The sequence below is a fragment of the Streptococcus sp. FSL W7-1342 genome (assembly GCF_037966635.1).
Lineage (GTDB): Bacteria > Bacillota > Bacilli > Lactobacillales > Streptococcaceae > Streptococcus > Streptococcus salivarius_D.
In genome coordinates, this window is record NZ_CP150200.1 from 1,800,082 (window position 1) to 1,814,922 (window position 14,841).

The following is a 14,841-nucleotide window of genomic DNA, read 5'->3' on the forward strand; positions in this document are numbered from 1 at the left end:
TAAATATAAAAGTCACAGCTATACACAATACAAGACTTTCCGCTGTGCTAAAAGTGAGAGAAGCAATAATGTTTCCCTCACTCGGAAGATTTGAGACCCAGGCTCAAATCTTAGGAATGGAATCCGCTAGGAAGTCACTTCCGTCCCTAGCACCCAAGGAAAGTCTAAAAAATTTATAAAAAGAAAAGCAGAGACGTTTAACATCTCTGCTTCATAAATAGGATTAGGAGGCTTTATGCTTTTTATTTAGCATCTTTTTCTTTGATAACCAAGACACCATCTTCCATATCAGCTTCTAGGTGTTTAGCATCAAGGTTATCCAAGTGGAAGTCTGTGACTTTGTCACGGATTTGTTGTTCAACCACACGGCGGAGTGGACGAACACCCATGACTTCATCGTAGCCTTCTTCAGTCATGTATTCTTTAGCAGCTTCGCTAACTGCCAAGTCAATGTCTTTCTTAGAAAGAGTCTTGTTAACTTCAACCAACATAAGGTCTACAATCTTAGAAAGATCTTCTTTGCTCAAGTGTGAGAATTCGATGACAGCATTGAAACGGTTAAGGAATTCTGGACGGAAGTAAGGTTTCAAACGATCCATAAGTTCTGGTTTATCAGCATCTTCTGTCAAGTTAGCTTCATAGCCAAATCCTGCGTTTGAAGTTGCGATAATCACAGTATTCTTGAAGTTTACAGTGTTACCTTGACCATCAGTCAAACGACCATCATCCAAAACTTGGAGAAGAAGTGTGATAACTTGAGGGTCAGCCTTTTCAATTTCGTCGAGAAGGACGATTGAGTATGGGTTACGGCGAACACGTTCTGTCAAAGTATTGCTATTGTCATCATAACCAACATAACCAGCTGTTGTACCAATCAATTTAGAAACGGCTGTGCGGTCGCTGTATTCTGACATATCCAAACGGATGATAGCATCTTTAGTTCCGAACATATCAAGAGCCAATTGTTTAGCCAACTCAGTTTTACCAACACCAGTAGGTCCTACAAAGAGGAAGCTACCAATTGGACGGTTACCTTCGTCAAATCCTGCACGGTTACGACGGATGGCACGTGCCACTGCTTCAACGGCTTTATCTTGACCGATAACCTTAGTTTGCAAACGGTGACCCATATCTTTCAAACGTTCGATATCAGTTGCACCCATTTGTGACACTGGAATACCAGTCATACGTTCTACAGATTCAGCCACATCGTTAACAGTTGCTGTGACTTTAAGGTCTTCTGTATGGTTAGCAATTTTCTTTTCAAGTTCTTCAATACGAACTTTAGCGTTTAGAGCTGCTTCGTAGTCTTCTTTGGCAGCTGCAGCTTCTTGTTTAGCTTTTTCTTCTTCGATTTCATGTTCAACAGCATTCACATCAGTCACTGGGTGTTGAGCAGCCAAGTGAGCCGCTGTCACATCGACAAGGTCGATAGCCTTATCTGGCAAGCTACGTTGTGGAATGTATTGCACAGAGAAATCTACTGCTGCTTTCAAGACTTCATCCGGCAAGATAACATTGTGGTGTTTTTCATAAAGATCACGAATACCTTGGAGAATCTTGAAAGTATCTTCTGCAGAAGGAGCATTAACCTTAACTTCGTTGAAACGACGAGCAAGAGCTGCGTTCTTCAAGATAGTGTTACGGTATTCATCCTGAGTTGTTGCACCAATCACTGTCAATTCACCACGTGAAAGAGCAGGTTTCAAGATATCAGCAAGACCTTTAGATCCTTGACCATCACCAGTGCTTCCGGCACCAAGAATTTGGTGGATTTCATCGAAGAAGAGAATGATATTTCCAGCTTCTTTGACTTCATTTACCAAGTTTTGAATGTTTTCTTCAAAGCTACCACGGTATTGCGTACCAGCTTCAAGTCCAGAAATATCAATTGAGATGATTTCTTTGTTCTTGATAGCAGCTGGGACATCACCATTTACGATGGCTTGAGCCAAACCTTCAACTACGGCTGTTTTACCAACCCCAGCGTCCCCGACAAGGACTGGGTTATTCTTAGTACGACGAGCCAAGATTTCGCAAGCTTCTTGGATTTCTTTGTTACGTCCGATAACTGGATCCAATTTACCTTCGCGAGCTTCTTCAGTCAAGTTTCGACCAAGTTTAGCAAGGATGCCATCTTGTTTAGATCCTTTACCTTGATGTTGAGTTGGGTTCACTGCTTCACCTTCATTACCAGGCAATTGACCTGTTTGACGGTAGATAGCAAATTCTTCAGGTGTCACTTCACGACCGTTAATCATGTAGCGACGGTTTTCTGAACGGTAACCACCCATGTTACCCATCAATTGATTGAAAAGATCATCCATATTGTTAAAGTTGTTGTTCATATAATTACCTCGTTTTGTGTTTTCTTGTGAAATTTTTTAAGTGTTATTTTTTATGTTAATGTGTAAGTTTTGACTTTTACTGACCAAAACCCTAAAAATTTTTAGTAGCTTCAACTACTCTTCTAATAATTTCAGGTTTTGCTCTTGGTAGGAGACTGAGAACTTTCTCAGTCTTAAATAAATTGTCATTTAGCATAAGAGCCACCTTCTTTCTGTGAATCTCTCAATATAGCTAACTTCCAAGCCCCTTTCGAAACTATAAATAGTTCTTTCAGAAAGAAACTTGAATATCAAGGAATCTCTTTTCCTTATAGTTTTATCATATACCTTTCATTTGATCAGGTCAAGAATTTAGTTTTGACTTTCACTGACCTTTCAGATGAAAATTTTTGCAGACTAGCTACAATACTTTTTTATTGGTACATGGGCTATTGACATAACCTTCATAAGGATTTCATTTCCTTATGTTTATATTGTACAACATTGGTCAGTAATAGTCAATAGTTTTTTTGACTTTTTTTGACCTTTGTCATATTTTTTTGCAGTCAAACCAAAATAACTTTATGACAAGTATTTAGGCAAGCACTGCAAGATTTATAAGGAAGCTAAATCCTTATGACACTATCATACACTATTAGTCAGTAAAGGTCAATAGATTTATTTGATCTTTTTTGACCTTTTGGAAAATAATTTACGGAAAGTAAAAAAGCCTACCAAAGGTAGACCTAATAATGATCTTTGAAAGAGAGAAAGGCGACACTCTTACCATCAACCATATAAATCAAACGATTTTCAGCATCAATTCGTCGAGACCAAGCTCCTTGAAAGTCATACTTCAAGGGTTCTGGTTTCCCAATACCTGAAAAAGGATCCCGTTGAATGTCTTTAATCAGCTTATTGATTCGCTTAAGTGTCTTCCTATCCTGATTTTGCCAATAACAATAATCCATCCATGCATCTTCAGTGAAAGTGAGTAACATTTTCTACTCCTTTAGTGCATGCTCTTGAGTCTCTCCAGCACGTACCTGAGCCATTCCTCTTAAAACCTTGTCTGATAGTTCTTTATTTTGAACAATACGCAATGTTTCTTGAATGCTATCCCACTCACTCTTTGAGACTACTACAATATCTTCATCAGGATTTTTATTGACTACAGCTAGAGGTTCAAATTCATCATTAACCTTTTTCATATAATCCTTTAAATGATTTCGAAACGTTGAATAGACGACTGCTTCCATCAGCATACCTCATTTTCCTCTTTTCTTTTATTATATACCAAAAGTATAAACTTGTACAAGTTCCTGACAAGTTTATACTTTCTACAATATTTATTCGAAAAAAGATTTAAAAAGCCTACCAGAGGTAGACCTTCTATAAAACTATTTTACTCTAATCGGTACACGTCCAAAGTTTTGTTCACAAAGCTCGGGGTTACCTAATTGATAAACATTATCCGCTTGCTGTGTAAGCATATCCCAAGGCTCCCTTCCAATACGAGCCACTATATCCACAGACTTTTTCACAGATTTGAGATGAGACTGCCCTTTTTGAGAAAACCCAAGCACATGAATGGATTCAGCTAGAGGGTTGTCCACAGCTCCGACTAGGATATAAGTCAAAATACGACGTACACGTGCTTTGGTGTAGCGTTTGGTTGCTACCTTATCCACCAATTCCTCCACAGAAGAGGCCTCACGGATAGCAGCTTTTAAACGACTGGCAATCTCTTCATTCACTTGGAAAACACTAGTCAAATCGGGGTTTGTAAGAATCTGATAAACCAACAATTGGAAATAATTATCCCAAGAGGCCTGTGGAGAAGTCTGAAAAAGTTTGCTATTGGGCATGAACTTATCCACAAAATCACTATCTTGCTTGTGGAGTCGTAGACTGGTCGCCGAGGCGAAAGATACTTCCTTGTCTGAGGAATGATAGCCAGCCCCTTGTCTCTGGATAGGATTCAACTTAATGCCCTTACCAGCACAAGCTTTGGCATAGGCTAATCCTAGAATATGGTTGGGTGTATTGCCAGTAAAGTCCACACCAGCAAATTTCTCCCACATTTTTTGTGTCTTTTGTGGATAAGATAGGTCACTCGGCAAGTTTTCCACAAAGGCTTCCATGTCCTCTGACTTTTCAGCATAGACATCTGCTATTGCCTGGTAATCTAGGTCTTCTTCCGTTCCAAAAGTAAGGCTATCAATCCCCAGTCGGGACAAGATATCGACGGCTCCAGCAGCAAAATAATCGGCAGACTGGACTGACGTCAAGAAAGGCAACTCAACCACGAGGTCTGCCCCATTTTCCAAAGCCATCTGAGTCCTAATCCACTTATCCACAATAGCTGGCTCACCTCGCTGAACAAAGTTCCCAGACATGGCAACGATTTTTACACCTTCAGCCTGATCCAAGAGATATTTGTGGCCGTTATGAAAAGGATTGAACTCAGCAATAATACCTGTAACTGTCATAGCTCTTATTTTTGGGCTACAAAGAACCAACGGGCACTAGTTTCAGTCGGTTCCTTGTCCTCGAAATCGGCATAAAGTTTGAAAGATTTGAAGCCAGCCTGCTCCAACAAGATATCATAAGTCAAAACCTCATAAGTACGCTCCTCATGCACCTCATCATGACGGCTAAAGCTCCCATCTTCCTCTTGGACAAAGAAAGTTAATTCATGGACAATAGAATGCGGAGCCGCATCCTCATAGGTATCCCAGAGCATAGCAAAGTCTTCTGCATTTTCATGGTAGGAATAGCCAGGGAAAACCTCATCCGTCTGATAGGTTGAGTGCACATCAAAGATAAAGACGCCATCTTCATTCAGTGCATTATAAACCTCCTTGAAGACGTCCCCAACCTCTACTTCATCCTGCATATAGCAGATTGAATCTGAGTAGCAAGTCACAAAGTCATACTTACCAGCTTGCGATAAATCCAACATGTTGCCTTCAATAAAGTCAATTTTCTGTTTGGCGGAAGACGCACGCTTCTCCGCAATCTTCAACATATCAGCACTCAAATCGAGTCCAGTTACATCAAAACCAGCTTGAGAAAAACGTACAGATTGAATCCCAGTTCCACAAGCCAATTCGAGCAATTTCTTTTTGTCCTTAGTCTTTGGCAAATGACGAAGCGAAAAATCCGTCCACAAATCGTAAAGACTATCATCCATAACAGCGTCGTAGACCGCCGCAAAAGTTTCATAAGTAGCCATAATGATGATACCAAGTCCGTCCGTAATCGGAATGAAAATTAGGGGGAGTGAGACAGAACGAGTTTTCTTAAAAAAATCGTTCGTTGTCTCACCCCCGCAAGGCTGATTAGGTACTCTTCCGAGCTTAAAAAGCGAATGAAGAGTCCAATCAGCTACTGCGCCAAATAATAAATTTTAATAATGATAATTTGACATAGAACTATCTATTTTCCGACGATTACAGGACGGGTTCAAATCCTTTCTAAGATACAAAGAGCGTCAAAAGCAAAGAAAAAATAGGAAACTTTCTGCCGTATCGCTAGATACAAAGAAAGTTTATCTTTTTCTCACAGCTTTTAGCTCGTGTTCAGTTGACAAATTAACTAAACACGAGGCTCTATCCTTCCTATTAAATCTTTAGTTTAAGCAACAAAACCCAGTTGTCGCCAACTGAGTTCAATTTCTTATGCCAAATAAGCTGACACATCCACCATTGGTGCTTCATGCCAGAGTTTTTCGAGGTTATAGTGTGCACGTTCATCTTCTGTAAAGATGTGAACAACAACATCGTTAAGATCCAAAAGAATCCAACCACCCTTGTTGTCACCTTCCATGTGACTAGCATCAAGGCCAGCTTCTTTCACTTTCTCACGGATGTTGTCGGCAATAGCTTCCAACTGACGGCTGTTCATTGCACTCAAAATAACAAAATAATCTGTTAGGCTTGTAAGGCCGTACAAATCAAGGGCAACAATGTCTTCAGCTCGCTTTTCATCAGCAGCTTTGACAACCAATTCAAGTAATTCTTCTTTAGTCAATGATATTCTCCAGTAATTTGTTATTAATCTTTTAAGTAATGCACAAAAGCATTATAGGTTTCCAAGGTTTGCGGGAAAATCGGCAAGGCCTGATGAGCCAAGTGTTCCACAGTATGAACTGTCTCAAAAGCAACGGCCTTATCCAAGGATTGCTCTGCTACTTGTCTAGCTTCCTCTACCAAAGGGAAATTACGATTATGCTCAATATAATCAGCCACATAAACAATCTTATCTAGGGTTGACATTTCATGGCTTCCGACGGTATGAATTTCAATACTGCGTAGAATTTCGGGATCAGTCAATCCCAAATCTTCTTGGATTTTGTAAATCCCAACCATGCCATGCCAGACATTATTCCCCCAATTTTTCAATGCAGGATCAAGCTCATACTTATCGATAAGTTCCAAGAATTCCTGATCTGGAAGTTCCTTGGCATAATCATGAAGCAAACCAGCCAATCCGGCTTTCTCAGTATCATAACCGTACTTTTCAGCAAGAGCAATAGCAGCTCGCTCAACACCCAGAACATGATTGAAGCGTTTAGGGCTCATGACCGCTCGAACTTTTTCAAGAAGTTCTTCACGAGAATAGTCTAGATATTTTTCATAGGTCATTTATAGAGCCCCGCTTTCTTGATGTAGGCAAGTACAGACTGTGGTACCATAAAGTTAGGTGTGCGATCCTTCTTAATGTAGGCTCTGACTACACTTGAACTAATATCCATAAGGGGCACATCCACCCAAATAACTGGGTAAGAGGTTCCAGCCTTATACTTAGGACGCTGAACACCAACAAATTGGACCATCTCGATAAGTTCATCAATACGATGCCACTTAGGTAGGTATTCGACCATATCCGCTCCAATAATAAAGTAATAATCCGTATCAGGATTGGCTTCCGTCAAGAGCTTCATGGTGTCATAAGTATAACTGATTCCCTTACGTTCCAACTCAATGGTTTCGATGTCCAATCCTTCGATACCGTTAATAGCCAACATAAGCATATTAAGGCGGTGTTTTTCATCAATGGTCTCTTTTTTATCGACATGAGGTGGCTCATATTCAGGCATGAGAAGAACTTCATCGAGGCCTAACTGCTGACGCACCTGGTCAGCAACAACCAAGTGGGCATTATGAACAGGATTGAAATTTCCACCTAATATTCCCACTTGCTTACGGCCTGTATCTTTGATTTCTTCCTCTAGTTGAACCTTTGTAAATGGGGTTACGAGATCTAATGCCATGTACGTCTCCTCTATCTCAAGCATTATACAACTGACTTAAGGCTAGCTTTAATGCTTCGAAAGTGTTCCTATACCTTAGTTTGTCCTTCACCAAGCAAAATCAGCAACTATTTTTGGATTGCTTTGACCTTTGGTGACAACTTACGATTTTCTTTTTTAGCTGATTCTTTATAGAGAATCAAGATACGTCCAATCTTAAGGACTGTATCACAGCCAATTTCTTCTTCCAAGATTTCAGCAACCTCATGAATATCTTCCATAGTATTTTGGAGTAGGGTTACTTTAATCAATTCACGGGCATCAAGAGCGTTACGAACGCTAGTTTTGATGTGGTCGTTAAGACCGTTTTTCCCGATTTGTACAATAGGTTTAAGGGTGTGCGCTTCCGATTTGAGGAAGGCACGTTGTTTTGATGTTAATGACATGTTTATTCCTTTTAATTTTTTTGCTGTTTTTCTTAGGTGATACGGTGCTAGCAAACCTTCGATTTCATAGCTAATTTTTGAGTCTAGGGTCTCAAAAATTCCGAATCCAAGTCACATTTTATGTTACTCGGATTACTATCACAGCGAAAAACACATCGTTTGCTCATGACGTAAATCTAGGCAAACTTCATGTTCATTGAAAAGACTCTTTTATACTTTTAACTACTTTATTAAGTTTAAATAATCGCTTTTCGTACGACGACGCCAACACCTTCTGGTGCCCAGGCAGCAACGATGGTTGGTTGGTCAGCTTTTCCTTGGACACGAATCCAACCTAATCCCGAGAAGACAATGTCTGTCTTATCTTTGACAGTAAATTCGTGACGAACAAGTTTTGGAAAATCAGCCAGATCCTTTGGCCTAGGAGGCATGAGAAGGCTTCCAACATGCTTATCATAGAAGGCATCTGCACCTTCAAGTTTGGTACGATGAAGCTTCAAGTTATTATCAAAGAAGGCTGTAAAACCTTGCTTATTCCCATCAATAAAGTCAAATCGTCCAAGACCGCCTAGAAATAGTGTTTGGCCTGCATTTAACTGGTAAGTTTTTGGCTTAATTTCCTTCTTAGGACTAACGTACTTGAGGTCCTTCGCTGACAGATAGTGTGCCATCTGGTGGCGGTGGATGATTCCTGGTGTATCAAAAATGTAAGTACCATCATCCAAAGGAATTTCAATCTTATCAAGGGTTGTTCCTGGGAAACGAGAAGTCGTGATAATATCTTTATCACCTGTAATTTCCTTGATAATTGCATTAATTAAGGTTGATTTACCAACATTCGTCACACCGACAACATAAACATCACGACCCTTACGGAGTTTTTCAATACGTTGAATCAACTCTTTAATGGCGTGATGATTTTGGGCAGACGTCAACATGACATCCACGGGACGCATGCCTTCTTCATGGGCACGTTCTGTCAACCATTGGGTTACCTTACCATCTTTAACGGATTTAGGTAGGATATCCTTTTTATTTCCGACCAAGAGCACATCATTACCAGAAACAAAGCGTGACAAGCCTGGAATGATTGATCCATTAAAATCGAAAATATCAACAACATTGACAACGAGGGCATCACTGTCTCCAACTTCATGAAGCAATTTTAAAAATTCATCATCTGTGATGTGGACATCCACAATTTCATTGTAATGACGAAGGCGGAAACAACGTTGACAGTACAACTCACCTGTTTCTTCAGCTTTTTTTATAGAGCTAGCAGGTGTGTAACCAGCCTTTTCTTTATCTTCTGTTTGAATTTGGGCTCCACAGCCAATACAAAATAATTCTTCCATTAAATTCCTTTGTTAAAGGTCATTGGACCATATGCTTTTTCAATCTTTTTCCACATGCGACGCTCACGCCAACGATTAAACTTGGTTACCCAAGCATCTGATTGCACCAAGGGCTTAACCAAAATCGAGCGAATACCAGCTCGGTGGCTCGCTCTGATGTCAGTCATGAGCTGATCTCCCACCATAACGACCTCGTCACGGTTAAAGTGGTAACGCTCAATCGCTTCATTAATCCCTTTCGTAAAAGGTTTCATGGCACGACTCACGAAATCCACATGGAAATTGGCAACCGCACGTTCAACACGTTCATGTTTATTGTTAGAGACCACAACAACTGGAATGTCAGCCTCTGTCATCTCGTCTAACCAAGCACGTAGCTCTAGAGTCCCATCAGGGTTGTTCCAAGCAATCAAGGTATTATCCAAATCGACCAAGACAGCACGAATACCGTGTTCACGTAGCTGGTCAGGTTTCAAATCATAAACAGCCTCCACCATAAAATGGGGCCTGTAATCGTCTATACTCATTTTCTCTCCAAAATGTTAGTTTACCTCTTATTTTACCATATTTTTAAGGTTTATGTGTGAGACTTAAGTCCTATTTTTTAAGAACATCTTTGACACGACGGTATAGAAAAAGAGCCACAATCACTTGGGCTCTATCTTTATCTTTGAATTTTCTCTTGTTTTTTAAGGGCTACTAAATCCTTAAGCGAAATGAGGATGACAGCAAGAACAATTAAAATCATTCCAAGCACATCAATGGCAAAGAAGTGGTCACCCATGATTAAGACCGTTAAAATGACCGATGCCACAGGTTCTACCGAAGCTAAAAGACTCCCTTTTACGGCTCCAACCATGGTCGTCCCCTTAAGGAAAACCGTATAGGCAAAGACTGTCCCAATGAAGATCAAGCCAAAGAGTGCTAGAAGATTTCCACCAGTCAAGGGTAGCTCGTACTTCCAAGCTTGGATAGCAATCGGAAAGACCAGACCACCAAGTAACATTCCTAGACCGATGACAATCAGACTGCCCCACTTTTCAATAGCTTTAGCAGGCAGTAAGATATAGAGTGCATAGGTTACTGCCGAGAAGAGTCCCCAGAACAAACCAATAGGTGTGATGGCTAGCTCTGTCACCTGACCATGCGTGGCGATAATAAAGGTTCCCGCAATAGCCATGATAATCGCCACTAACTCTGAGACCGTTGGAAATCTGCGGTTCTTAGCACAAACAAAAGCCAGAATAAGGACTGGTGTGACATACTGTAAGACTGTCGCAGTTCCAGCGTTGGTGTACTGAATAGCACTAAGATAGGCATATTGATTCAAGACCAGACCAAAGAGAGCAAATAAAACGATACTTACTAAGGTTTTCTTATCTTTAATCGCTTGCACTAATTTGTCTCGCTGCCTAAAAAAGACCGAAGCCGTTAGTAAGGTCCCAGCTAGAATCAAACGTAAACTCGTCAAAAGATTGACATTAACCCCATGAGCCATCAGGTATTGACCAGAAACCCCTGAGATCCCCCAGGCAATCCCAGCAGTTATGACCATCAGACTACCTTTTAATTGTTTAGACATGTGTTTTCCTCGATTATAATAATGCCTATTTATTATAACACAGGGAGTTGCCAGCCAGGCGATAACTTCAGAAAAATTAAACTGTTTTTCTTGAAGAATTTTCCAGCCACCAACCGACAATCCAGCCAAGGACTAAAAGATAATTCTCAAAAGCTCCAACAGCATTAACAGAGTGATGGTATTGAAGATAGCTAAGGAAATGATTGGTTCCAATACCTAGGCCTCCCAGAATCAAAGCAATCAGAACTGCTCTCAGATAAAACCAATCGTACTTTAAGTTAACGGCAAGGAGGATGACCAGAACCGCCACATTCCAAATACCAATCTCCCTCTGCCATCCAACTGAAATACCGTAACCCGAATGACTTCCCATATAGGTGGGAAAGAATAGCTGAAAAATAATGGCACCAGTCATGGCGATGATGACTAGGATAAATAAGACTCTTAAGAATTTGTTCATTGGTTTGCTCCTGAAATCTTCTATAAAAATATTCCCAACTAGTCTAACACAAATATTGCAAAGAAAAAACCAACCTTTCGGCTGATTCTTTATCTATTACTCTTCTTTCAACTTAGCCAATTCTTGAGCAAGTAGTTTAAGAGCTACTTGTGGGTTGGCTTGGCCTTTGGTTGCTTTCATGAGGAAGCCTGTGAAGGCCTTGTCAGCGTTACGTTTACCTGATTTGAAGTCAGCTACGGCTGCTTCATTATCTGCAAAGACTTGGTGGATGATTGGGATCAAGACTTCAGGATCTGAAATCTGTACCAAACCAGCTTTTTCGACGTATTCACGCGCACCGCCACCGTTTTTCGCCAAGTGAACGAAGACTTTCTTGGCAATCTTAGATGAAATGGTTCCATCTTCGATGATGGCAATCATTTCGACCAAGTTTTCTGGTGTCAACTTGATTTCTTCAAGCGTTTTGCCTTCTGCGTTCAAGAATTGCGCGACTTCACCTTGGAGCCAGTTAGACACTTGTTTAGCATCTCCGCCAAGGGCTACCGCTGCTTCAAAGAAGTCAGAAGTAACTTTCGTCGCTGTCAATTGGTTGGCATCATAGTCAGACAAGCCAAGCTCTGCCACATAGCGAGCACGACGGTCTTTTGGAAACTCTGGCAACTCCGTACGCATTTCCTCGATCCACTCATCTGAGATTTCAAACAATGGAAGGTCTGGTTCTGGGAAGTAACGGTAATCCGCTGCTCCTTCTTTGACACGCATAAGGATAGTGCTCTTATTAGCTTCATCATAACGGCGTGTTTCTTGACGAATGACACCACCTGAACGCAAGATTTTCGCTTGGCGTTGCACTTCGTATTCAAGACCTTTACGGACGTTTGAGAAAGAGTTCAAGTTTTTCAACTCAGTCTTGGTACCAAATTCCTCTTGACCATATGGGCGAAGGGAAATGTTGGCATCTACACGCATAGATCCTTCTTCCATCTTGACGTCTGAAATACCAGTGTACTGGATAACTTCTTTCAAAGCTGTCAAATAGGCGTAGGCTTCTTCTGGAGAACGCATATCTGCTTCAGATACGATTTCAATCAATGGAACCCCTTGACGGTTAAGGTCTACGTAAGAGAATCCATCTGTTCCGTGCGTGTTCTTACCGGCGTCTTCTTCCAAGTGGGCACGTTCAATCCCAATTTTCTTAGTTGAGCCATCTTCCAATTGCACTTCAATCCAACCGTTATATCCGATTGGCTCGTCAAATTGCGAAATTTGGTAGGCTTTTGGATTATCAGGGTAAAAATAGTTCTTACGGTCAAAGTGCATGTGCTGATGGATATCCATATTCAGCGCCAAAGCAGCCTTGATACCAGCATCCACAACACCCTTGTTCAAGACAGGAAGCACCCCTGGGAAAGACCAGTCAATCACATTAGTGTTGGCATTTTGCTCATTCCCAAAGTGAGCAGAGGTTGGTGAGAAAATTTTTGAGTTTGTATTCAATTCAACGTGGACTTCAAGTCCGATGACTGTTTCAAAGTTCATTAATTGTCACCTCCGAAAATAAGGGGTTGTTGCTTGTGGTAATCCGTCGTTGCTTCAAAGGCAGCTGCAGCTTGGTAGATGGTTTCTTCAGAATACTTAGGACCAATCAACTGCAAACCAACTGGAAGACCTTGCGCAAAACCTGCAGGAATCGAAATCCCTGGAAGACCTGCCAAGTTGACTGGAATGGTCAAGAGGTCAGCCAAGTACATGGCAACTGGATCATGGTTGAGCGAATCCAAATCAAAGGCTACACTTGGAGCTGTTGGTCCAAGGATAAGGTCGTAATCCGCAAAGACTTTTTCGAAGTCTTGGATAATGAGGGTACGGACTTGGCCAGCTTTCTTGTAGTAAGCATCGTAGTAACCAGATGACAAACTAAAGGTACCAAGCATGATACGGCGTTTGACCTCATCACCAAAGCCTTGGCTACGAGTGTTCACGTAGATATCATCCAAGTTTTTAGCATCTTCTGCACGGAAACCATAGCGAATACCGTCGAAACGTTGCAAGTTTGAAGAAGCTTCAGATGAAGCGATGATGTAGTAAACAGCAACCCCGTATTTAGAGTGTGGAAGGCTAACTTCTTCGACAGTTGCTCCCAATTTTTCAAAGTGTTTAGCCGCATTGAGGATAGTTTCTTTGACTTCTGGGTCAATCCCTTCACCGAGGTATTCCTTAGGAAGGGCAATCTTCATACCTTTGATGTCTTGACCAATCTTAGAAGTAAAATCGGCTACGCGTACTGGTGCTGAAGTTGAATCCTTGGCATCTTCACTGGCAATGACATTAAGCAATTGGGCATTTTCCTTAACCGTTGGTGAGAAAGTACCAATTTGGTCGAGTGAGCTACCAAAGGCAATGAGACCAAAACGGGAAACCGTTCCATAAGTTGGTTTGAGACCAACAATCCCGTTGAAGGCAGCCGGTTGACGGATAGAACCACCTGTATCTGAACCAAGGGACAAACGGACTTGCCCTGAAGCGACAGAAGCTGCTGAACCACTAGAAGATCCACCAGGCACCTTGCTGTGGTCCCAAGCATTCTTGGTTGGTCCATAGTAAGAAGTTTCTCCAGATCCACCCATGGCAAATTCATCCATGTTGGTCTTCCCGATGACAATCATATCTTTGGCTTTGGCATTGGCAACAGCTGTCGCATCAAAGATTGGCTCGTAGTTGTAGAGCATTTTTGATGCCGCAGTAGTCAAGATGCCATCTGTTGAGATATTGTCTTTGACAGCGAGTGGAATCCCTGACAAGAGGTTATCTGCATCAATTCCCTTTTCATCAATGGCCTTGGCTTGCGCAAGAGCCACTTCTTCTGCCACTGTCACAAAGGCATTGACTGCTTCTTCACGCGCCTTGATATCGTAAAGCGTTGCTTGGGTCAATTCCGTTGCCGAAATTTCCTTAGAGACAAGGAGGTCGTGCAACTCTTCAATGGTTTTATTGTTGAATGACATTAGGCATCTCCTCCATCTTCTAGGATAGCTGGTACCTTGATGTAATAGTTATCTTTTTCAGGTACATTTTTAAACAAGCGGTCACGGTCAGTCCCTTTTTCAGCAACATCCGGACGCAATACGGTCTTGCGGTCAGCCATGGTCGTTGTTGGGGCAACACCTGTTGTGTCCACTTCTTCCAACAATTCCACCATGTCGACAATTTTAGACAAGGTTGTCGCAAACTCAGCTGTCTCTTCTGGAGAGAATTTCAATTTTGAAAGATTGGCAACGTGGGTTACCTCTTCTTGCGTAATTTTCATCTTGCTTCCTTTCGTGAAATGATGATTTTTCAATACCCTCTATTTTACCATAATTTAGCCTATTTTGCTTGGAGGATAAAAAAACTGTAGTAACTTTTTTGTCACTA

General features: G+C 41.3%; 16 protein-coding genes. All 16 read right to left on the bottom strand.

Annotated elements, in window-relative coordinates; translation table 11 throughout:
* Nucleotides 1–242: 242 nt before the first annotated feature.
* The 16 genes from NSQ79_RS08305 to gatC all read right to left on the bottom strand — a co-directional run bounded on the left by NSQ79_RS08305 (nucleotide 243) and on the right by gatC (nucleotide 14,734).
* Nucleotides 243–2,348, bottom strand: coding sequence for an ATP-dependent Clp protease ATP-binding subunit (locus NSQ79_RS08305; protein ID WP_339313521.1), 2,106 nt, complete (start codon nucleotides 2,346–2,348; stop codon nucleotides 243–245).
* A 725-nt stretch (nucleotides 2,349–3,073) separates the two neighbouring features.
* Complete coding sequence (locus NSQ79_RS08310; RefSeq protein ID WP_070579630.1) at nucleotides 3,074–3,328, bottom strand: Txe/YoeB family addiction module toxin; 255 nt, start codon at nucleotides 3,326–3,328, stop codon at nucleotides 3,074–3,076.
* Between the two features lie 3 nt (nucleotides 3,329–3,331).
* Nucleotides 3,332–3,586: a type II toxin-antitoxin system Phd/YefM family antitoxin gene (locus NSQ79_RS08315; RefSeq protein WP_060971904.1), complete on the bottom strand. Its 255-nt coding sequence runs from the start codon at nucleotides 3,584–3,586 to the stop codon at nucleotides 3,332–3,334.
* A 141-nt stretch (nucleotides 3,587–3,727) separates the two neighbouring features.
* The gene (locus NSQ79_RS08320; protein WP_070579632.1) at nucleotides 3,728–4,819 is read right to left on the bottom strand and encodes a nucleotidyltransferase; all 1,092 of its coding nucleotides are present in this window, start codon (nucleotides 4,817–4,819) and stop codon (nucleotides 3,728–3,730) included.
* A 5-nt stretch (nucleotides 4,820–4,824) separates the two neighbouring features.
* The gene (locus NSQ79_RS08325) at nucleotides 4,825–5,565 is read right to left on the bottom strand and encodes a class I SAM-dependent methyltransferase (RefSeq protein ID WP_013991077.1); all 741 of its coding nucleotides are present in this window, start codon (nucleotides 5,563–5,565) and stop codon (nucleotides 4,825–4,827) included.
* A gap of 443 nt (nucleotides 5,566–6,008) precedes the next feature.
* Nucleotides 6,009–6,362: a ribosome silencing factor gene (rsfS, locus tag NSQ79_RS08330; protein WP_014632696.1), complete on the bottom strand. Its 354-nt coding sequence runs from the start codon at nucleotides 6,360–6,362 to the stop codon at nucleotides 6,009–6,011.
* Nucleotides 6,363–6,385: 23 nt separating this feature from the next.
* A complete protein-coding gene (gene yqeK / locus NSQ79_RS08335) occupies nucleotides 6,386–6,976 on the bottom strand; it encodes a bis(5'-nucleosyl)-tetraphosphatase (symmetrical) YqeK (RefSeq protein WP_049529230.1) in 591 nt (196 codons plus the stop codon).
* Complete coding sequence (locus tag NSQ79_RS08340) at nucleotides 6,973–7,605, bottom strand: nicotinate-nucleotide adenylyltransferase (RefSeq protein ID WP_037599152.1); 633 nt, start codon at nucleotides 7,603–7,605, stop codon at nucleotides 6,973–6,975. Before NSQ79_RS08340 ends, yqeK begins: the two co-directional genes overlap by 4 nt.
* A 107-nt stretch (nucleotides 7,606–7,712) precedes the next feature.
* Nucleotides 7,713–8,030 (bottom strand): ribosome assembly RNA-binding protein YhbY, encoded by a 318-nt coding sequence (yhbY, locus tag NSQ79_RS08345; RefSeq protein ID WP_002884193.1) that lies wholly within the window; start codon nucleotides 8,028–8,030, stop codon nucleotides 7,713–7,715.
* 236 nt (nucleotides 8,031–8,266) lie between these two features.
* Complete coding sequence (gene yqeH / locus NSQ79_RS08350) at nucleotides 8,267–9,385, bottom strand: ribosome biogenesis GTPase YqeH (RefSeq protein WP_049529229.1); 1,119 nt, start codon at nucleotides 9,383–9,385, stop codon at nucleotides 8,267–8,269.
* Nucleotides 9,385–9,912 carry a YqeG family HAD IIIA-type phosphatase gene (locus NSQ79_RS08355; protein ID WP_164332029.1) on the bottom strand — a complete coding sequence of 176 codons (528 nt, stop codon included), beginning with the start codon at nucleotides 9,910–9,912 and terminating at the stop codon, nucleotides 9,385–9,387. The genes yqeH and NSQ79_RS08355 overlap by 1 nt, the downstream gene beginning before the upstream one ends.
* Before the next feature lie 137 nt (nucleotides 9,913–10,049).
* A complete protein-coding gene (locus NSQ79_RS08360; protein WP_049529228.1) occupies nucleotides 10,050–10,967 on the bottom strand; it encodes a DMT family transporter in 918 nt (305 codons plus the stop codon).
* Between the two features lie 76 nt (nucleotides 10,968–11,043).
* Entirely contained in the window at nucleotides 11,044–11,427 is a 384-nt protein-coding gene (locus NSQ79_RS08365) for a hypothetical protein (protein ID WP_037611907.1), read from the bottom strand.
* Nucleotides 11,428–11,523: 96 nt separating this feature from the next.
* The gene (gene gatB, locus NSQ79_RS08370) at nucleotides 11,524–12,966 is read right to left on the bottom strand and encodes an Asp-tRNA(Asn)/Glu-tRNA(Gln) amidotransferase subunit GatB (RefSeq protein WP_003018306.1); all 1,443 of its coding nucleotides are present in this window, start codon (nucleotides 12,964–12,966) and stop codon (nucleotides 11,524–11,526) included.
* Nucleotides 12,966–14,432: an Asp-tRNA(Asn)/Glu-tRNA(Gln) amidotransferase subunit GatA gene (gene gatA, locus NSQ79_RS08375; protein ID WP_014632690.1), complete on the bottom strand. Its 1,467-nt coding sequence runs from the start codon at nucleotides 14,430–14,432 to the stop codon at nucleotides 12,966–12,968. The genes gatB and gatA overlap by 1 nt, the downstream gene beginning before the upstream one ends.
* Complete coding sequence (gene gatC / locus NSQ79_RS08380) at nucleotides 14,432–14,734, bottom strand: Asp-tRNA(Asn)/Glu-tRNA(Gln) amidotransferase subunit GatC (RefSeq protein ID WP_002884769.1); 303 nt, start codon at nucleotides 14,732–14,734, stop codon at nucleotides 14,432–14,434. The genes gatA and gatC overlap by 1 nt, the downstream gene beginning before the upstream one ends.
* Nucleotides 14,735–14,841 lie beyond the last annotated feature (107 nt).